Source organism: Tropicimonas sp. IMCC6043, assembly GCF_004146235.1.
In the GTDB taxonomy this organism is placed as follows: Bacteria; Pseudomonadota; Alphaproteobacteria; order Rhodobacterales; family Rhodobacteraceae; genus Tropicimonas.
Genome location: NZ_SELO01000003.1, coordinates 229,293 through 248,582 on the forward strand (window position 1 = coordinate 229,293; position 19,290 = coordinate 248,582).

Consider the following 19,290-nt stretch of genomic DNA (forward strand, 5'->3'; position numbering starts at 1 on the left):
ATGCTGGAACAGGCGACCCGTGAGAGCGAAGGCGGCGGCCCGGCCCTGTTCGTGCGGCGGCCGATCTTGGCGCTGGTGGTCAGCACCCTGATCGTGCTGGCAGGTGTCGCGGCGCTCTTCGGCGTCGAGATCCGGGAGCTCCCGAACGTCGACCGCCCCGTGGTCACGGTGACCACCGGGTTTCCGGGCGCCTCGCCCGAGACCATCGATCAGGAGATCACCGGTCGGATCGAGGGCGCGGTGGGCCGGGTCTCGGGACTGCGCACGATCTCGTCCAACTCGCGCTTCGGGCGCAGCCGGGTGACGCTCGAATTCACAGAAAGCGTCGATATCGACGTCGCCGCCACCGACGTGCGCGACGCGGTGGCCCGCATCGCCGGCGAACTCCCCGACGGGGCCGACGACCCCGAGGTGGTCAAGGCCGACGCCGACGCCCAGCCCGTCATGCGCATCGCGGTCACCTCGACCGGGCGATCCTCCCACGAGCTGACCGAGATCGTGCAGGAACGCATCGAAGACCGGCTGATCTCCGTCAACGGCGTGGCCGATGTCAGCATCTACGGCGACGCCGAGCCGATCTTCCGCGTCGACATCGACCAGGCGCAACTGGCGAGCCGGGGGCTCACGCTCGCCGACATCCGCGCCGCGCTGTCGGATGCGGGCTTCAACGCCGCGTCCGGGGAACTCGCAGGCAACCGCCAGTCGATCAACGTTCGCACGACCGCGATGGTCGCCTCAGCGGAGGCGTTCGAGGCACTGATGATCGCGGACAATGTCTACCTGCGCGACGTCGCGCGCGTAAACCTCGGCCCGGCGCCGAACGAAACCATCCTGCGCGCGAATGGCCGGGCCGGGATCGGCATGGGCATCATCCGGCAGGCCGGCAGCAACACGCTCGACATCTCGAGCGCGGTCCGGGACGCGGTTTCCGAACTCGACCGCACGCTGCCCGACGACATCTCCATCTTCGTCACCTCCGACGACGCGATCTTCGTCAAGGGCGCCATCCTCGAGGTGCTGAAGACGCTTTTGCTCGCCATCGGCATCGTCGTGCTGGTGATCTTCATGTTCCTGCGCGACGTGCGCGCGACGCTGATCCCGGCCCTGACGATGCCCGTCGCCCTGATCGGGACGCTGGCGGCGATCTACATCGTCGGCTTCTCGGTCAATATTCTCACCCTGCTTGCGCTGGTGTTGGCCACGGGGCTGGTCGTGGACGACGCCATCGTCGTGCTGGAGAACATCGTGCGCCGCCGCTCCGAGGGAATGGGCGCCCGCGCCGCCGCGGTGCTGGGCACAAAGCAGGTTTTCTTCGCCGTCGTCACCACGACAGCGACGCTCGCGGCCGTCTTCGTGCCGCTCTCCTTCCTGCCCGGCCAGGCGGGCGGCCTGTTCCGCGAGTTCGGCTTTACCCTCGCCATCGCAGTCGCGATCTCCTCCGTGGTCGCGCTGACGCTTTGCCCGGTCATGGCAAGCCGGCTGCTCCGAAAGAGCCGCTCCCACGCACATGGCCCGATCGGCTGGGTCGGCGCACGGCTGGCCGGTTTCTATGCGCGCAGCCTGCGTTGGGCGCTGTCGGCACCTTTCGTGGTTCTCACCGCCGCGGCGCTCTTCGCCGGCACCGCGGTGCTGATGAGCAGCGGCATCCGCCAGGAACTGACCCCGCGCGAGGATCGCGCCGTGGCGCTGCTCAGCATCACCGCCCCGCAGGGCGTGTCGCTCGACTATACCCAGTCCCGGATGCGGGCGATCGAGGACGCGGTGCAGCCGCTGCGCGATGACGGCGAGATCACCAATGTCTTCTCCATCTCCGGTTTCGGGTCCGACAACCGCGGCTTCATGGTGTTCTCGCTCGCCGAATGGGACGCGCGCGCGCGGAGCCAGCAGGAGATCGTGGACGACATGAACGCCCGGCTGCGGGACATCGTCGGCGTGCGTGCCTTCGTGATCCAGCCCAACTCGCTCGGCATCCGCGGCGCCGGGCGGGGCCTCAGCTTTGCCGTGACGGGCGACAGCTACGACCAGCTTGCCGCGGTTTCAGACGCCCTGGTGGCCCGGATGGAAGAGAACCCGGCCTTCGGCTCGGTCCGGCTGGAATACGAGCGCACCCAGCCACAGCTCTTCGTCGAGATCGACCGCACCCGGGCATCTGATCTCGGCATCGACATTTCCGGCCTGGGAGATGCGCTCCGGGCCGTTCTGAACGGCCGCAGCGTCGGCTCGGTCTTCATCGGTGATAAGAGCTATGACGTGCAGCTGCTCTCGACCTCAAACCCGGTGGACGACCCGGGTGATCTCGAGAACGTTTTCGTGCGCACCGCGGCCGGGCAGATGGTGCCGATGTCGAGCTTCGTGCGGCTCGAGGAACGCGCAGTCGCGCCGGAGCTGGACCGGGAAGACCAGAACCGCTCGGTCGAGATCTCGGCCGGGCTCACGCCGGGCTTTGCGCTCGGCGACGCGCTGGCCGAAGTGCAGCGTCTCGGCGCAGAGCTGCTGGCCGAGGAAAACCGGATCGTCCCGCTCGGCGAGGCCGCCACGCTCGACCAGACAAATGCCGGTCTCGCGATCATCTTCGGCTTCGCCATCGCGGTCGTCTTCCTCGTTCTGTCGGCTCAGTTCGAGAGCTTCGTTTCGGCCATCGTGGTCATGGCGACGGTGCCGATCGGATTGGCTTGCGCGGTCTTCGCGCTCCTCTTTACCGGGCTCAGCCTGAACGTCTACAGCCAGATCGGACTTGTCATGCTGATCGGGATCATGGCCAAGAACGGCATCCTGATCGTCGAGTTCGCCAACCAGCTTCGGGACGGCGGCGAGGACGTCGCAAAGGCGATCTTCGACGCCTCGACCGTCCGCCTGCGGCCGGTCATGATGACCATGACCTCGACCGTGCTCGGGGGCGTGCCGCTGATCCTGTCGGCCGGCGCCGGCGCCGAGGCGCGCGAGGCGCTCGGCTGGGTGATTGTCGGCGGGCTCGGCCTGGCGACCTTGTCCACGCTCTACCTCACACCGGTGGCCTACCTTCTGCTCGCCCGTTTCTCGACGCCGCGGGCGGAAGAGACCCGCCGCCTGGCGCGCGAACTGGAGGAAGCGCTTTCAACCTGAAGGACAGCGCACGGTTTGCCGTCGCCTACAGCGCCCTAAGCGCTCCCGCCTCTGCCCCCACCGGGCAGGGCTCAGCGCAAGAGGTCCGAGACGATTCCGATGGCCTCGAGAACAATGGCCGTATCACGGGCGACCCGGTAGACCTCGTTGTCATAGCGCACATAGCCCTGCCCGGGTGCCAGCGGCGGCAGGCGCCAGTGGTCGTAGTCGGTGATCCAGATGTAGTCCCCGGGGAGGACCTCACCCTTGCGATAGATCTTCTTGTATTGCCCCGGTGGCATGCCACCAGGTTTCTTGGCCAGACCCGGAGGTACACCCGCGGCCTTGCCGGGCGGGACCTTGTAGACCTTGTTGGGCTTCTTGCTGTCGGCCATCCCCGGCGCCGCCGACGCGGCCAGAGCGATGGAAAAGACAAGCATCAGAGCGCCTTTTGCTGTCATGATGTCCTCCTTTCGAGATCGAAGCCGGTGTTCAACGCGTGCAAACCGCGCTCCAGCGGACTCCAGATGTCACTCACATATTAGCGGTTTATCGAGGCGCCGGCACGCGTTTCCGGCCGGCGCTCCTGCTTTCGGACACCGAATACAGCATCGACACCCGAACCGAAACTGGCCCGTTTCCCGTCGGCAGATTTCGGATAAATTCCGCGCATTTCCCCCGCGGCGCGCGGTTTGACTCGCTGCCCGCGTCGCGCTGCTCGACCGTCCTCGCCCTAGCCAGCGTGCCCGGTGAAGAAAGGATCGTCGGCGTTTTTCAGGCTGCACACGTTCCCGTCCGGATCGGTGAATGCGCCCGTGGTCCCCCAGCTATGGACCCTGACGTCGACAGCGATGCCCTGTGCCTCAAGCAACCGTGCGGCCTCGGCGACGTCGGGAACGTTGAAACGGATCGCGGTCGGGTTTTCGGCGATCGGTTTCCGCGCGTCACGGGCGACTCCACCCGTCTCGATCATCAGGTAGCCAGCCCCGAAGCGCAGGCATGTCAGCCCGTCCTTCTCGTACCAGAGCGGAAGGCCGAGCCGGTCCCGGTAGAAGGCCACGCATTCGTCGTATCGCTCCGTGAAGAGGATCAGGCCGTGGCATTCGACAACATCCGACAGCCTGGAAGGCGGATCGAACTTCGCATCAATTTCGGAGGGCATTCGTGTTTCTCGACCTGTCATGAGATGGCGCGAAGCGCGCAAGCTGTGTTCTGGGGAATAAAGAACAGCTTCCGGCCTTGCGTCTGTAGGCATATCGCCCCACGCGCCGAAAAGGTCAACGTCCGATCCGCCATTCGCCTGCCCGACCGGCCGTCTCCGACACCTTCTGTCGTGATCCTCAGGCAGGGGCCTGGGACAGGTTGTAGGTTATCTCGCGCAGGCGGTCACCGGCATGGTGGAAGAACATCGTGTAGCTTTCGCAGAAATAGTTGTGGCCCGGCTCTCCGTCCTTTGACGTCAGGAAGCGGTGCTTCGGGCAGCCGCCGTTGCAGGCAAACCGGAAGTCGCAGCGCCGGCACTGGGCCGTCAGCATGTCGCGTTTCGCCGCACCAAAGTCGTGCGCCGCCTCACCCCAGGCGAGGGTGCCGATGTCGTGTTCGAGAATGTTGCCGAGCTTGTATTCCGGATAGACGAAGTGATCGCAGGCATAAAGATCGCCGTTGTGCTCCAGCGCCAAGCCGTCGCCGCAGGTCTCGGCAAAGATGCACAGACCCGCCGGATGGCCCATCCACATGCCCACCTGGTTCTCGAAGAATTGGACGAACACCTGACCGATGTCGTGGCGATACCACTGGTCGAAAACATCGCAGAGGAACTTGCCATAAGCCTTTGGCGCGACGCTCCATTCGGTGACCAGGGATGTGGGATCGGCATCGAGCTGCGGCGCGGCGGCGAGCCCGCCATCCGCCGCGCGCCGCTCGACGATGGGAATGAACTGGATGTGCTGCGTGCCCAGACCGCGGAGAAACCGGTAGACCTCCTTGCCCTTGCCGGCATTGGCCCGGTGGACGGTACACAGGATGTTGAACGCGGCGCCGTTGCGGCGCAGGGTTTCGAGTCCCTTCATGACAGCGTCAAAAGTGGGCCGACCGGCCCTGTCGCGACGGTAGCGGTCGTGAATCGCCTTGGGTCCGTCCACGCTGATCCCGATCAGGAAGTCGTGCTGGGCGAAGAACTGCGCCCAGGCATCGTCGATCAGCATGCCATTCGTCTGCAACGCATTGGTGATCCGAACGCTGTCCGGACAATGGCGGGCCTGCACCTCCACGACTCGCTCGAAGAACCCCAGCCCCAGCATCGTCGGCTCGCCGCCCTGCCACGCGAAGGGCACTTCGCGCATCCCCGCCGCGACCTCCGCCTCGATCAGTCCCTTCACATAGGCTTCCAGGACGTCGTCCTGCATCCGGAACTTCTTCTCGTCCGGATAGAGCTTCTCCTTTTCGAGGTAGTAGCAATAGCTGCAGTCGATGTTGCAACGCGGCCCGATCGGCTTGGTCATCACGTGGAAGGGGTGTGGCACGGTGGTCGGATCCTGTGGGTCGTGGCGATTTGGCGGAGGGACGCTCGTTTGCTCGTATCCGACCGGGACGATACGCCGGCCGCCGTCTCGAGCAAAGACATGCGCCGGAATTAAGTCGATCCGGATGGCAGTCCTGCCGGATCGGGGCTGGCTTGATCCGTCTGGTCCCGCTCAGTCGGTGTCGCTCTCGCGCCGCCATCCCTCGGTCGTCGCCCGAAGGAGAGGCGTTCGGATCACCCCGTGCACGCGCTCCTCCTCGATCCCCCGCCCGGCGCAGAGAGCGTCGCGCCAGCGGGAGGTTTGCAGCATCGCGGTTCCGATTGCCTCCGGTCCACGGCCCACGAGTTGCAGCAGGTCGAGCCCGGCCGAGATCGAGGTTCCGGTGCTGATGACGTCATCGACGAGGGCGATCCTCGCGCCCTCGAGCAGCGGGATCAGGCGCGGGTCGAGATAGAGCTGCTTGACCGTCCCGGGGCTGGTGATCGAGCTGAGCGGGACCGACAGCTCGTCGCGATACCAGAATTTCCGGGAGGTCCCCAACGGGATGTAGCGCGCGTGGCCGAGCCGTTCGGCCACCGCGCGCGCCAGCGACAAGCCAAGAGTCGGCAGGCCCACGACAATGTCGATATCGAGCGGCGTGAGCCGCGCGGCAAGGTGATCGGCCAGCGCCGTCTCGACCGCGAAGCCGGCCTGGTTGAGGATCAGCGAGGCGATCCCGGTGCCGGTATCACCCAAGACACGGATCGGCAGGAACAGGATTCGCCCGTCGGGAAGCTCGGCAGGAAAGCGGTCCTGCCAGGGCGGTGGAACGGCATCCTCGGGCGGGTGAAGCTCCTGCCAGAATTCATGCGGCTCCATCATCTGCGTCCTGTTCAAGTCCGGAAGGGATGGCTACCTATAGCGCCATGAAAGATCCAGCGTCCATCGACCTTCCGCGCCTTGCCGACATCCGGCGGGACCTTCACGCACATCCCGAGCTCGGCTTCGAGGAAACGCGCACGGCCGGCATTGTTGCCGCTTTCTTGCGCGATATCGGATTGGAGGTGACCGAGGGAATCGGCGGCACCGGCGTGGTCGGGGCGTTGCGCGGCGGCGGCACCCGCTCCGTGGGTCTGCGCGCCGACATGGACGCGCTCGCCATGCCCGAGACGGGAACGCCGACATGGGCCTCCACGATCCCTGGGACGATGCATGCCTGTGGCCATGACGGGCATACCGCGATGCTGCTAGGCGCGGCTGCGGCGCTGGCGGCCGATCCGCCAATGGGGAACGTGTTCTTCATCTTCCAGCCGGCCGAGGAAGGGCGCGGCGGGGCGCGGGCCATGGTCGAGGCCGGTCTCTTCGACCGATTTCCCTGCGACATGGTCTTCGGCCTGCACAACATGCCGGGGCTGGCGGTGGACGAGATGGCCGTGGTGGCCGGTCCGCAGCTTGCTTCCTCCGATAGCTGGCGGGTGACGCTGCGCGGGGTCGGCACGCATGGCGCGAAGCCGCATCTGGGGCGGGACCCGGTGACGGTGGCGGGGCATTTCCTGGCTGCCTTGCAAAGCATTCCGGGGCGGGTCGTCGACCCGCTGCAACCGGCCGTGGTCAGCGCCTGTTCCTTGGCTGCGGGTGACCCGAAGGCGCTGAACGTGATCCCGGATTTCGTGGAGATCGGTGGGACGGCGCGGGCCTATACGCCCGAGGTTCGGGATCAGTTGGAGACCGAGATCGGGCGGCTGGCGCACGGGATCGCGCAGGCCATGGGTGTTGAGGCGGAGTACACGTTCATCCGCCGTATTCCGCCGGTGGTCAACGATCCGGCCACCACGGCGGTGGCCCTGGCGGCGGCGAAGGCTGTTTCGCGGGGCGGCGTGCGCGAGGACTTCCCGCCCTCGACCGCAGGGGATGACTTCGCCTTTTTCGGGCAGGAGGTGCCGGGGGCCTATGTCTGGCTCGGCAACGGTCCGGCCCGGGATGGCGCCCTGCACCATAATACGGGCTATGACTTCAACGACAATGCCATCGCGACAGGTGTTGCCTTCTGGGCCGAGGTGGCGCGGCGGGCGCTCTCAGCCTGAGCTCTCAGACAGGATCGGCGAAGGACGCAGGATCCCGGCGTGGGAATCGGCGATGCCAAGGTCCGTCTGGTGCGGGCCGGCATTGCAGGCAAGGGTCGCGCCGACCAGCGCCTTGAAAGTCAGGTAGGGCGGCTCCCACGCCACGACGCGGTCCATGGCGCTCCGGACGGCGGCAAATTCCGCCGCAACCTGCGCCAACGGTGCGTCGGAGACGAGACCAGCCACCGGCAAAGGCAGTGTCGCGACGGCTTCTCCGTTCTGCGCCACAGCCATGCCGCCCCGCGCTGCTATCACCGCATTTGCGGCGGCCGCCATGTCCTCGGGCGCGTTGCCGAAGACGGTGAGGTTGTGGCTGTCATGGCTGACGCTCGTCGCGAAGGCGCCGTTCCACCGGCCCCAGCCTTGCAGGAAGCCGATCCTCGGCGTCGCGTCGCCGCCATGGCGATTGATGACCGCGATCATCGTGGTGCCTACGGGCGGGACGACCGCCCCGTCCTTCACCTCCGCCGATACCTCGCCCCATTCGGTGAAGCGCGGGCGGGAGATCGTGGCAAGGCGGACGCTTGAGCCCTCTGCGCTGACAACGAAATCCTGCGGCTTGAAGGAGGGGAGCGCGCAGGTGTCGAGAAAGGCTTCGGGGAAACGGGAAGCTTCCCCGCTGTCGCCGAGCGGCGCGCCGTTGCGCAGGACCTTTCGGACGCGGACGGCTTCGAGATCTTCCAGAAGGACGATATCGGCGCGTTTGCCGGGACCGATCAGGCCAATATCGCGGCGTCCGATGCGGATCGCGGCGTTGAGCGTCGCCGCCTGCAGTCCGCGCATGGGATCGAGACCGTGTGAGATCATACGGCGGAGCATTTCGTCCACGGCGCCGGTTGCGAGCAGGTCGTCCGGGAACACGTCGTCGGAGCAAAGCGTCACCGTTGGTGGCATCTGCGGCAGGGATTGCAGCGCGGTGGCGAAATCCGGCAGCAGGTAGGGATGCGAGCCGCGCAGCTCGATGGTCAGCCCGGCGCGGATCTTTTCCAGCAGGTCGTCTGCGGACGTGATCTCGTGATCCGAACTTATCCCGGCGGCTGCATAGGCCTGGAGCAACGGGCCGGAGAGGCTGCGCGCATGGCCGCAGAGGAGCTTGCCAGACGCGAAGCCGGCCTGAACGATCCCGCGCATCCGCTCGGCGCGGGAGGTGACGGCGCGCATGTCCATCACCTCGGCCAGTCCGTGGATGCCGGGGAGCGCCAGCATGGTTTCGATCACCTGCGCGTCGAAATCGGCCCCGGCGGTCTCGTAGCCGGGCGCGGAGGGCACGCAGGAGGGCGCGAGCGGCAGGATGCGGAGCGCGGAGCGGGCGGCACAGTCCAGCGCATATTGCACGCCGTCCAGACCCGCGACATTGCCGAACTCATGCGGGTCCCAGACGACCGTCGTCACGCCGCGCGGCAGGACGGCGCGCGCATAGGTCTCGGGCGTCACCATGGAGCTTTCGACATGCATATGCGTGTCGATCAGCCCGGGCGCGGCGATGAGCCCGGTGGCATCGATGATCTCGGCGGCATCGTCGCGCTGACCGGTCGGGTGGACTGAAGCGATGAGCGGCCCGACGAGACCGATATCGGCCAGGCGCAGCTCCCCGGTTGCGACGTCGGCCAGCTTCGCGCCACGGATCAACCGGTCGAAGGCGGCATCGCCACGGGCGGCGGCGACGGCCCGGTCACGCAGGACGGCATCGTTGAGGTCTTGCGGCTCCGGGATCATGAATGGCCCTCCAGCGCGGAAAGGCAGAGCGCCTTGATGGCGGCGGCGTCCAGATCCTGCACGATAAAGGCATTGGCGCGTTCCGGGACACGTTGGTCGACGATGGTGCGGCCCCGGGTCAGCGCCCCGGCCAGTTCGACGGTGATTTCCGCAGGCGCCAGGGTGAACAGCTCCGGAGCAACCAGAAGTGCCGCCGCGACGGGGTCGTAGAGCGCCATGGCCGGGCGGCCCCGGCTCAGAGCGATATCGAGATAACCGCCGAGCAGGTCACGCAGCAGCGGCGAGCCGTCGGTGGCGGTGACATCCGCCTCGACAATCTCCACCCTGCGGCAAGCATCGAGATCGACCATCGCAAACGGCACGTTTCGGGCGAGCAGGATGGCAATCGCCTCCGGATCGGCGGCGGCATTGAACTCGGCGGAGGCGGTGTGATTGCCGCGCCCGATGGCGCCGCCCATCCAGGTAATGCGCCCGATCCGGTCGAGCAGATCGGGACGGGCAAGCGCAAGGATCGCGAGGTTCGTGAGCGGCCCGAGCGCGAGGATTTCTGCTTCGGATTCACCTGCCAGCCAGTCCGCGAGCGCGGGGAGAGCGTCGGGGTGATCGGCATCCGCGGTCGGCAGGGTCAGGCCCCGGGTCGGGATACCGGTCGAACCAAGCGCATACTGGGCCGTGGTGACCTCTCCAAGGATCGAGGCCCCTGCCCCGGCAAACACCGGCACGCGCCAGCCAAAGGCCGTCGCCGCCCCGGCGGCATTGGCCCGGACCTGCGCCAGCGGCGCATTGCCGAAGCTGAGCGATATCCCGTCCACCTTCCTCTCGCGCTCAGCAAGAAGAATTGCGAAGAGATCGTCGCCCCCCATATCCGTGTCGACCCAGATCCCCATCAGTCGATCCGCGCCAGTTCCACCGCGCTCTCGCGCGGCAGGTCGAACGCGACCTGCTGGCCGATCTCGAAACGGGTCTCCGAGATGGGCACATCCGCCTTGATCGTCCCAAACGGACTCTCGAGCACGTATTCGCGGCGCTCGCCGGCAAAGGAGGCGCCACGGACTTGACCCTGATGCGGCCCTTTGCCGAGAACGACCGCTCCCGGCCGCCAGGCCAGACCGCCGCCGGCCTCGCCCGGCAGGATCGTCTCGAAGCCCATGAAATCGGCTGCAAAGCCGGACACAGGCGCGTTATAGATCTCCTCGGCGGTGCCGATCTGCTCGATCGCCCCGTTGCGCATCAGCACGATCCGGTCGGCCAGCGCCAGCGCCTCGGCCTGGTCATGGGTGACGAAGACCATGGTGATGCCGGTTTCGCGCTGGACGCGTTGCAACTCCGTCCGCATCTCCAGTCGCAGGCGGGCATCGAGGTTCGACAGTGGCTCGTCCAGCAAGAGCACCTTGGGGTGCATCACGAGAGACCGGGCCAGCGACACGCGCTGCTGCTGACCACCCGAAAGGTCCGCGGGCTGCCTGTCCAGGAACTCGGTGAGGCCGACCGTCTGGAGGCCCTCCATCACCTTGGCCTTGAGGTCCGGCTCGCGGCGCAGGCGCAGTCCGAAGGCGACATTCTCGAAGACGCTGAGATGCGGAAAGAGCGCATAAGACTGGAAGACGAGCCCGACCTCGCGGCGGCTCGGCGGCACGCGGGTCACGTCGCGCCCGTCGATATGCACGCTGCCGCTGCGCGGGGTGAGCAGACCGGCGATGGCCCGCATGGTCGTCGTCTTGCCGCAGCCAGAGGGGCCGAGCAGCGCGATCAACTCGCCCTTGTGGATGTCGAGGTTGAGACGATCGACAGCGACGGTCTTGTCATAGGCGAGCGTCAGATCCTTGAGGGAGACGTACTGTGACGTAGCGGGGTCAGACATAGCGGGACAATCCGATGAAACGTTCGGCGGCAAAGACGATGCCGACCGACATGAAGGCCAGCAGCGCCGAAAGGGCCGCGACCGACGGGTCATAATTGATTTCCATGTAGGCGATCATGTCGATGGGCAGCGTGCGCAGCCCGGGGCCAGAGAGGAAAAGCGAGACCGGCACCTGGTTGAAGGAGGTGACGAAGCCGAGAATGAAAGCCGCGAGCAGACCGCCGCGAATGTTGGGCAGCACAACGCGACGGAAGGCGCCGAAGCGGGTGCAGCCGAGCAGGAGCGCCGCCTCCTCCATGTCCACCCGCAGATTCTCCATCGAGGCCGAAACGACGCGTACCGCGTAGGGAAGGATCAGCGCGGTATGGGCCAGAAAAAGCGCCGGACCGATGCCGGCACCGATCGGGATGACGAAATATTGCAGCAGAGCAAGGCCGACGATGATGCCGGGCACGATGATCGGTGAGGAGACGATCAGTTTCACCGTCTCGGCGCCGGGCACCCGGTAGCGCGTCATCGCGTAGGCCGCCGGAACGCCGAGTACCAGCGCGGCGAGCGTTCCGAAGATGGCGAGGAACATCGAGACGCCGAAGCTGGCGCGGAAGCTCTCCACCTCGAAAACCTTGATGAACCATTTGAGCGACAGCCCCTGTGGCGGGAAGGCGAGGTTGTTTCCGGCCGACAGGGCGGCGGCGATGATGATGAGGAAGGGCCCGATCAGGAAGGTGAGCGTCAGGCCGAGGATGATCCAGGTGCTGAGGCGGCTGTTCATCGGGATTTCCTTGCCGTGGCCAGCCGCTTGAGCAGCAGGTTGGCCGAGAAGCTCATGGTGATCAGGATCATGGCGATCACGGAGGCGGAGACGAAATCGTTGGCGACCGTCACCCGCTGGTAGAGCAGCGTTTCCAGCATCAGGACCTTGGAGCCGCCGAGGATCGCTGGCGTGATATAGGCGGTCATGGAACCGGTGAAGACGAGCGTACCACCGATCACCAGCCCTTCGCGCGTGAGCGGAAGGATCACGCGCCAGAACACCTGAAGCCAGTTGGCACCGAGGATGCGCGCGGCCGGAACCGCGTCGCGCGGCATGTTCTCCATTGCCGAGACAAGCGAAATGATCATCAGCGGCAGGAAAAGTTGCAGCAGGCCGATGAAGACGGCGGTCTCGGTAAAGAGGATCCGCAGCGGCGTATCGGTGATGCCGAGATCGACCAGGAACTTGTTGACGAAGCCGGTGCGCCCGAGGATCACCAGCCAGGCATAGGTGCGCGCCACCGGCGAGATCATCAGCGGCAGCGTGACCAGCCCGAACATGCGCCCGCGGGAGCTGGCCGGCAGGTTGACGATGGCGAAGGCCGCCGCGTAGCCGACCACGGCGGAGACGCCGGCGACGAGCGAGGCCAGTTTCAGCGTGCGGAAAAACACCGTCTGGTTGCGGGAGGAGGCGAAGAATTCGCCATAGGCCGACACCGACCAGCCCGTATCGGTCCGGAAGGCTTCGGAGAGGAGGATGCCGACCGGCAGCAGGAAAAGCGCCGCGGCGAAGATCGCCGCGGGCAGGACCAGGGCCAGACCGATTGCCCGGTTTTCGAACATGAAGCTACTTCATCACCTTCGCGTTCCATTGCTCCAGCCAGCTCTCGCGCATGTCGAGAATGGTAGCCGGGTCGAGCAGGTGGAGCTGATCCACGGTCTCGGCGCCATAGGTCAGGTTGGCAGCGATATCATCGGAGACCACGACCTCGGCATTGGCAGGGCTGTCGATCAGCGCGTTGGCAAGCGCGGTCTGGATCTCGGTGGAGAGCCAGAAATCCATGAACTGCAGCGCCAGATCCTCGTTGCCGTTATTGGCGGTCATGACCATCACGTTCATGCCACCTGTCTGGCCTTCCTTGGGCTCGGCCCAGGCCATCGGCAACCCGTTATCCTTGAAGCTGCCCCAGGCGAAACGGCCGACCGGTGCGGCCCAGATTTCTTCCTGCTGCATCAGCTGGGCGAGCTGGGAGGAGCGGACATAGAAGGTAACGATATCGTCGGCCTTCTCCGCGACGGCATCGATCGGCGCGGTCAGCGAGCTGTCGGTGTCGCCGAGCGCCTTTCCGATCATGTAGAGCGCCGGCGGGCCCTGGTTGGTGGTGATATCGGGCAGAGCCACGTTGCCCGCCAGTTCCGGCGACAGCAGGTCCGCCCAGCTTTCGACCGTCACCTTGTCGGAGCGATAGGCGATGGAGGTGGCATAGAAGGTGTAACCGACGCCCATACTGTCGCCGAGCGGGTCCTTGGCGATGTCGTAGAGCTTGTCGAAGTTGCTGAGCTTCGAGGTGTCGATCGGCTGAAGCAGCCCCTTGCGGGCGGCGCCGAGCGCGTCATGGGTGGAGAGCACCGCCATGTCGATCACGGGCGCGTCCTTGTTGGCCTCGATCTTGGACAGGCGCTCGATGGAGTTGCCGGTCTCCACGACGATCTCGCAGCCGCAGATCTCCTCGAACGGGTCGTAGACCAGTTCCTTGAACTCGTCCTGGGAGAAGGAATAGACCGAGATGGTCAGTGTCTTGTCGGCGGCCATCGCCGCGGCCGTGAGCGCCAGCGTCGAGGCGCCGGCCAGTACCAGGGTCTTCATGTCGTTACATCTCCTTGTTGGGGTCTTGTTTCTCGGGTGGGTCGTTCAGCTGGCGCAGGGCCCGTGGAGCCCCGCACCACCAGTTCCATCGGCACCAGCCGCGCCGCCGGAAGGGGGGCGTTTTCGAGTTGCAGCAGGATGTGCTCGACGGCGGCGGTGGCGATGTCCGGCATGTTCTGCGCAAGCGTCGTCAGGCCGGGCGTGATGCGCGCGGAGAAGCTGAGGTCGTCAAAGCCGAGCACGCTGACATCCCCGGGCACGGAGAAGCCGGCGCCCTGCAAACGCGTCAGGGCGGTCAGCGCGTGCAGGTCCGAGGTCGCAACGATAGCCGTTGCGCCGCGGCGGACCAGTTTCGCGAGGTCCGGTGTTCCGTCCTCGAGCCAGAAGGTTTCTGCCCGGAGTCCGGGACCGAGCGCGTCCTGCATCCCGGCGACCCGGTCGGATTGCACGAGGGACCGGCGGCTCTGGCCCAGCAGGACGAGCGTCCTGTGCCCCAGTTGCTGCAAATATTCCACCGCCACCTGACCGCCCTGCCGGTGGTCGGAACAGACGCAATTTCCGGGCGTCACTGCCGAGTCGATGACGACGGCCGGCAGCGACAGATCGCTGACCTGCGTGCCCCGGCAGGGCACGATGATGATACCGTCGGCGCCGCGCTGCACCATCCGCCGCAATGCCTCGGACTGGGCGCCGGGATCACCGTGAGAATCCGCGATCAGGATGCCCTGCCCCGCGCGCTCGGCGGCGGTCTCGATCGCCTGAGCGAGGGCCGGGAAAAGCGGGTTCGAAATGTCGGGAAGGACCAGACCCAATACGCCGCTCCGCCCGGTGCGCAGGGCCCGCCCCGGCCCGCCCGGACGATACCCGACCTCACGGATCTTCTCGATGACAAGCTTGCGGGTTTCTTCCGACACGCGCCCCTTGCCCGAGAGAGCATTCGAAACGGTCGCCGTGGACACGCCGAGGGCCTTCGCGATTTCCTTCAGTCTCGGCTGCATGGAGAGATGCGCTGCCCTGCCGTCTGGAACGTGAAAAATCGTTTAATCAGCGTAAGACCTGCGCTCGATCTGTCAACCGCGGGCATTCCGAGCCCAATCGCGGGGCGCGGAGTGACCTGGCTGCGAAGAGATCGGTTCGCGTATATTTTTCAGGGCGCTAGGGAGATTGTTGCGCAGTGCCCCGGCACGGATCGTCGCGGAAATCGTTTCGACCGCGCCGGAACTGCCGGGCGATTGAGCCGCCCACCCCGGACATGCCCAGTGACTGTGCACTCCCGAGTCCCAAGGGTCCGGACGGGATCGAATCCGCTTCGCGCCCGACCACCACCCTGCCCTTCAAGCAGCATGGGAGCGGCACTGCCGAGCGGTGGGCCGGGCGCCTCAGGCGGCGTGGAACACGAAGGAGCGCATGGAGACCGAGCCTAGGTCGATTGCGTCGGTCATGAAGGTCAGGTCGTCGCGCGCGTCGGAGGCACCGGCGATGGTCAGTGCCGGCAGGTAGTGGTCGACGGACGGGTGCGCCATGTCCAGCAGGTTCCCCAGCCGCGCGCGGTCAGCGAGGGTCGCAAGGTCGCGGTCGGCCAGCCGGTCGGCGAAGAGCGTGTCGAACTCAAGCGCAAAATCCTGCGGCTTGCCGCCGGGCCGCATGGCGCGCAGGTTGTGCACTACGTTGCCCGAACCGAGGATCAGCACACCCCGGTCGCGCAGCTCCGACAGGGCCCGGCCGATATCGAGCTGGTAATCCAGCCCGCGGCTCATGTCGATGGAGATCTGGAAGACAGGCACATCGGCGCCAGGATAGAGGAATTTCAGGACAGTCCAGGCGCCATGGTCGAGTCCCCAGCTGTCGTCTTCCCCGGCGTGGTGGCTGGCGAGCAGCGTCACCACCTCACGTGCCAGCTGCGGGTCGCCGGGCGCCGGGTAGGTTTCGGCATAGAGCGCTTCGGGGAAGCCGTAGAAATCGTGGATCGTACGCGGCATGGCCGAAACATCCACCAGCGTGGTGCCGCGGGTCATCCAGTGGGCCGAGACCACGAGGATCGCCTCGGGGCGTGGCAGGCTCTGGCCCAGCTCCGACCAGGCGCGGCTGAAGGCGGTGTCCTCGATAGCGTTCATCGGGCTGCCATGGCCAAGGAAAACCAGCGGCATCCGCTCCGACGGCGACAGCCGGTCGCGCAAGGTATTCAGGGCGTGTGCGGTGCTCATACCGACCTCCTTGGAGATGATCGGGCCGCCAATATGGCGGCCCGGTGGGTTTGGACGAGTCCGGGCCGCCCTTGCGTCGGCCCGGCAGGATCAGGCGAACTGGCCGAGTGTTTTTTGCACGAGCGGCACCCGGAGCGCAAATGCGCCACTGCCCAGAAGGACGAGCGTGGCTTGCGCGACGGCCCAGAACAGCGGGTATTCCCAGCCACCGCCTTCGGCGGAAAAGACCCAGCCGTTGCCCGAATGCGCCCAGACAGCACCCAGCAGGATCGGGACGAGCGCCAGCGAGACGAGCCGCGTCGCCACGCCGAGGATCAGCGCAAGGCCGCCGGCGATTTCCGCGAAGATCGTGAAGTAAGCGACGATGGCGGGCAGGCCGATGCTTTCGAAATAGGCCACGGTGCCGGCGATCGTGAAAACCTGCACCTTCATGAGGCCGTGGGCGAGAAAGAGGATGCCGCTGGAAACGCGGAGGGCGAAGGCGGCGTAGTCGGAGGGGGTGTTCGTGGTCATGTCGTTGGTCCTTTTCAGAATGGGATCCGGCGGCGTGCCATTGGGGTTTGGTTTCGGTGCCCTGCGACGGCCATCGGGGTTCTGAAGCGAAGTTAGGGCTTGAGAGAGATCTCCGAAATGGCGAAGCTATGGAATGACTATCTCTGATTTGTTCTTAATGAGGCCAACATGGATATCGTTGACGAACTCAAGGCCTTCGTCGCCACCGCGCAGAGCGGGTCGTTCACGGCGGCCGCGGATCAGCTTGGCGTGTCCAACCGCCTGACATCGAAATACGTCGCGGAACTGGAAGCGCGGCTCGGCGTGAGATTGTTCCAGCGGACCACCCGGCGGGTCGGGCTGACCCCCGCGGGAGAGGACCTTCTAGCGCGGGCCCCTGCCCTGCTCGACGATCTCGACGAATTGCTGGCGGAGATCGCCGAGGGCTCGCACGGGTTTTCCGGCGTCATCCGAATCTCCGCGCCGGTTACCTTCGGTGAAATCTATGTCGGCACAATGCTGGGCCGATTTGCCCGGCTGAATCCCGGCCTGACGCTCGATCTGAGGCTGACCGACCGCTATGTCGACCTCGCGACCGACGGCATCGACCTGGCCTTTCGCATGGGATCCTCCGACATGCTGTCGCTCAAGACCCGAAGGCTCGGCACATTTCGCACCGTGGTCGTGGCGAGCCCTGAATACATCGAGCGCCATGGCGCGCCGCAAACGCCGGACGATCTGTCCGGACACAACTGCATCGTGGACACGAACAGGCGTTCCCCCCGACGCTGGGTCTTTCAACGCGATGGCCAGGAGGTCGTCGTGAACGTGCAGGGGAAGATCCATGTCAACTCGGCACGCGCCGCAGCCGGTCTGGCCGCTGATGGCCTTGGCATTGCCAACACCCCGCGTTTCGCCGCCCATGACGCCCTCGACTCCGGTGCGCTGGTCCAGCTTCTGGAGAGCTACAATCGCAACGGCAGCCCGCTCTACGCGGTCTACCTCGAAGGCCGCACCCTTCCCCGAAAGGTGCGCGCCCTGATCGATTTCGCCCTGGAGGACATCCGCGCCGCGGACATCCTGTAAATCCTGTGGACCGCACGGAAACCGGGGCGGATCATTGCTGTGCCCGCGACCTTTCGAAGCCACGCGAATCAACAGCACCACCGGCCGGGAAAGCCAGTGGCGCTGCTCAATTCAGCATGGTTCTCATCCGACGAGGCGGAGAGTCCTGCAGCCTCCGTCCAGTCAGGCGAGCGCCGCGGCAACCGCATCTCGCAACGGTGTCGTCGGACGGCCAATCAGCCGGGACAGGTCCCGTCCATCATGCCAGAGAGCCCCCTCGGACGCCGCGACATCGAACCCCGCGACCGCCCGGGCGAAGCCCTCGGGCAGACCCACGGAGATCAGGATCCCGGAATAATCTTCCATCGGCAGGTCCTGATACGGAATGGTCTTTCCCGCCTGATCGCTGACTTCTGCAGCCAGGTCGACCAGCGTGTAAGAGTCATCTCCCGCCAGCTCGTAGGTCTTCTGGTCATGGCCGCGTCCGGTCAGCACGACAATCGCGGCCTCGGCGAAATCGGCGCGCGTCGCCGATGCGATGCGGCCCTCGCCCGCGGACCCGACAAGCGCTCCGGCCTCGATCGCGGCGGGAATGGAACCAGTGTAGTTCTCCGTATACCAGCCATTGCGAAGGATCGTGTAGGCGATGCCGGACTCCTTGATCATCGCCTCCGTCTGACGGTGTTCCTCGGCGAGGCTCAGCGGCGACGTGTCGGCCTTGAGCAGGCTCGTGTAGACGATGCGAGACACCCCGCTTTCCTTGGCCGCGTCGATGACGGCCCGATGTTGCTCAGCGCGCTTGCCGAGCTCGCTGCCCGAGATCAGCAGGAGCGTGTCAACGCCCTGAAGGGCCGGCGCCAGCGTTTCGGGCTGGTCATAATCCGCCAGCCGCGCCTCGACGCCGAGATCCGCAGCCTTTTCGGGCGATCTCGCGAGGGCGACGACGGACTCGGCGCCCACCCTGGCCACCAGCCCGGCGACGACATTCCGGCCAAACTGGCCTGTGGCTCCTGTAACTCCGATATTCATGTGACGACCTTTCCTTGATTTTCGCGTCGGAAACCCAGATATTCGGAGAGCAAACGAAAAGTAAGAACGCACAAAAAAGTAAGTGTAGAAAATGCTGCAAAACGCCTCCGGGCTGAAACCGGAAAGACTCTCGGATCGCCTGGCCCGCGGCGATCTGCTGTCCGTCAACTGCCCCTCGCGGGTTGTTCTCAAGCACCTGACCAGCCGATGGGGCGTGCTGGTTCTTATCGCCCTCGAAGGCGAGACGCTCCGGTTCAGCGCCCTGCGGCGGAAGGTGGGTGGAGTCAGCGAACGCATGCTCGCGCAGACGCTCCACGACCTGGAACATGACGGGTTCGTAAGGCGCGTCGCCTTCGACGTCGTTCCGCCGCATGTCGAATACAGCCTGACGCCCCTGGGCATCGAAGCGGCCGAGAAAGTGCGCGCGCTGGCGGATTGGGTTGAGATCAACTTGCCGCGCGTGGCCCGGGTCTGGGACGAGCGAAAGACTGGTTGACGAAGTGCCGGCCTGGTCCCGCCGCGACGGAATCCGGAAAGCGGGTCCAGCGAAATGCCGGAAACGGTTTCGCAAGGCGGCAGCGGCGCGGTCGCTCGACAG

General features: G+C 65.9%; 18 protein-coding genes. 4 read left to right on the plus strand and 14 right to left on the minus strand.

Going from position 1 to position 19,290, the window contains the following annotated elements:
• A complete protein-coding gene (locus tag EU800_RS05400; protein WP_129629337.1) occupies positions 1-3,102 on the plus strand; it encodes an efflux RND transporter permease subunit in 3,102 nt (1,033 codons plus the stop codon).
• A 71-nt stretch (positions 3,103-3,173) separates the two neighbouring features.
• Here EU800_RS05400 and EU800_RS05405 read toward each other — a convergent pair whose 3' ends face one another.
• The 4 genes from EU800_RS05405 to EU800_RS05420 all read right to left on the minus strand — a co-directional run bounded on the left by EU800_RS05405 (position 3,174) and on the right by EU800_RS05420 (position 6,461).
• Positions 3,174-3,542 (minus strand): hypothetical protein, encoded by a 369-nt coding sequence (locus EU800_RS05405; RefSeq protein ID WP_129629340.1) that lies wholly within the window; start codon positions 3,540-3,542, stop codon positions 3,174-3,176.
• Between the two features lie 272 nt (positions 3,543-3,814).
• Positions 3,815-4,243: a VOC family protein gene (locus tag EU800_RS05410; RefSeq protein WP_165354566.1), complete on the minus strand. Its 429-nt coding sequence runs from the start codon at positions 4,241-4,243 to the stop codon at positions 3,815-3,817.
• Positions 4,244-4,421: 178 nt separating this feature from the next.
• Positions 4,422-5,603, minus strand: a complete 1,182-nt coding sequence (locus EU800_RS05415; RefSeq protein ID WP_242500406.1) for an anaerobic sulfatase maturase — start codon at positions 5,601-5,603, stop codon at positions 4,422-4,424.
• A gap of 171 nt (positions 5,604-5,774) precedes the next feature.
• Positions 5,775-6,461 (minus strand): phosphoribosyltransferase, encoded by a 687-nt coding sequence (locus tag EU800_RS05420; RefSeq protein ID WP_129629344.1) that lies wholly within the window; start codon positions 6,459-6,461, stop codon positions 5,775-5,777.
• Positions 6,462-6,508: 47 nt separating this feature from the next.
• On the opposite strand from EU800_RS05420, the gene EU800_RS05425 reads away from it, so the two are divergent.
• A complete protein-coding gene (locus EU800_RS05425) occupies positions 6,509-7,666 on the plus strand; it encodes an amidohydrolase (RefSeq protein ID WP_129629346.1) in 1,158 nt (385 codons plus the stop codon).
• Here EU800_RS05425 and EU800_RS05430 read toward each other — a convergent pair.
• The 9 genes from EU800_RS05430 to EU800_RS05470 form a co-directional block, all read right to left on the minus strand.
• Positions 7,658-9,421: an adenine deaminase gene (locus tag EU800_RS05430; protein WP_129629348.1), complete on the minus strand. Its 1,764-nt coding sequence runs from the start codon at positions 9,419-9,421 to the stop codon at positions 7,658-7,660. The genes EU800_RS05425 and EU800_RS05430 overlap by 9 nt on opposite strands.
• Complete coding sequence (locus tag EU800_RS05435; protein ID WP_129629350.1) at positions 9,418-10,308, minus strand: nucleoside hydrolase; 891 nt, start codon at positions 10,306-10,308, stop codon at positions 9,418-9,420. The genes EU800_RS05430 and EU800_RS05435 overlap by 4 nt, the downstream gene beginning before the upstream one ends.
• Positions 10,308-11,282 (minus strand): ABC transporter ATP-binding protein, encoded by a 975-nt coding sequence (locus EU800_RS05440; protein ID WP_129629352.1) that lies wholly within the window; start codon positions 11,280-11,282, stop codon positions 10,308-10,310. The genes EU800_RS05435 and EU800_RS05440 overlap by 1 nt, the downstream gene beginning before the upstream one ends.
• Complete coding sequence (locus EU800_RS05445) at positions 11,275-12,054, minus strand: ABC transporter permease (RefSeq protein WP_129629354.1); 780 nt, start codon at positions 12,052-12,054, stop codon at positions 11,275-11,277. The genes EU800_RS05440 and EU800_RS05445 overlap by 8 nt, the downstream gene beginning before the upstream one ends.
• On the minus strand, positions 12,051-12,878 hold the full coding sequence (locus EU800_RS05450) for an ABC transporter permease (protein WP_129629356.1): 828 nt from the start codon (positions 12,876-12,878) through the stop codon (positions 12,051-12,053). The genes EU800_RS05445 and EU800_RS05450 overlap by 4 nt, the downstream gene beginning before the upstream one ends.
• A gap of 4 nt (positions 12,879-12,882) precedes the next feature.
• Positions 12,883-13,902 (minus strand): ABC transporter substrate-binding protein, encoded by a 1,020-nt coding sequence (locus EU800_RS05455; RefSeq protein WP_129629358.1) that lies wholly within the window; start codon positions 13,900-13,902, stop codon positions 12,883-12,885.
• On the minus strand, positions 13,899-14,900 hold the full coding sequence (locus tag EU800_RS05460; protein ID WP_129629360.1) for a LacI family DNA-binding transcriptional regulator: 1,002 nt from the start codon (positions 14,898-14,900) through the stop codon (positions 13,899-13,901). The genes EU800_RS05455 and EU800_RS05460 overlap by 4 nt, the downstream gene beginning before the upstream one ends.
• 381 nt (positions 14,901-15,281) lie before the next feature.
• Entirely contained in the window at positions 15,282-16,106 is an 825-nt protein-coding gene (gene ygiD, locus EU800_RS05465; RefSeq protein ID WP_129629362.1) for a 4,5-DOPA dioxygenase extradiol, read from the minus strand.
• Between the two features lie 90 nt (positions 16,107-16,196).
• Entirely contained in the window at positions 16,197-16,619 is a 423-nt protein-coding gene (locus EU800_RS05470) for a DoxX family protein (protein WP_129629364.1), read from the minus strand.
• Between the two features lie 168 nt (positions 16,620-16,787).
• Between EU800_RS05470 and EU800_RS05475 the strand changes: the two genes are divergently transcribed.
• Positions 16,788-17,684, plus strand: a complete 897-nt coding sequence (locus EU800_RS05475) for a LysR family transcriptional regulator (protein WP_129629372.1) — start codon at positions 16,788-16,790, stop codon at positions 17,682-17,684.
• 162 nt (positions 17,685-17,846) lie between these two features.
• Here the strand turns inward: EU800_RS05475 and EU800_RS05480 are convergent, their stop codons facing one another.
• Positions 17,847-18,692: an SDR family oxidoreductase gene (locus EU800_RS05480; RefSeq protein WP_129629374.1), complete on the minus strand. Its 846-nt coding sequence runs from the start codon at positions 18,690-18,692 to the stop codon at positions 17,847-17,849.
• 91 nt (positions 18,693-18,783) lie between these two features.
• Here EU800_RS05480 and EU800_RS05485 point away from each other — a divergent pair, with 91 nt between their 5' ends.
• A complete protein-coding gene (locus EU800_RS05485) occupies positions 18,784-19,188 on the plus strand; it encodes a helix-turn-helix domain-containing protein (protein ID WP_129629376.1) in 405 nt (134 codons plus the stop codon).
• The last annotated feature ends 102 nt before the right edge of the window (positions 19,189-19,290 follow it).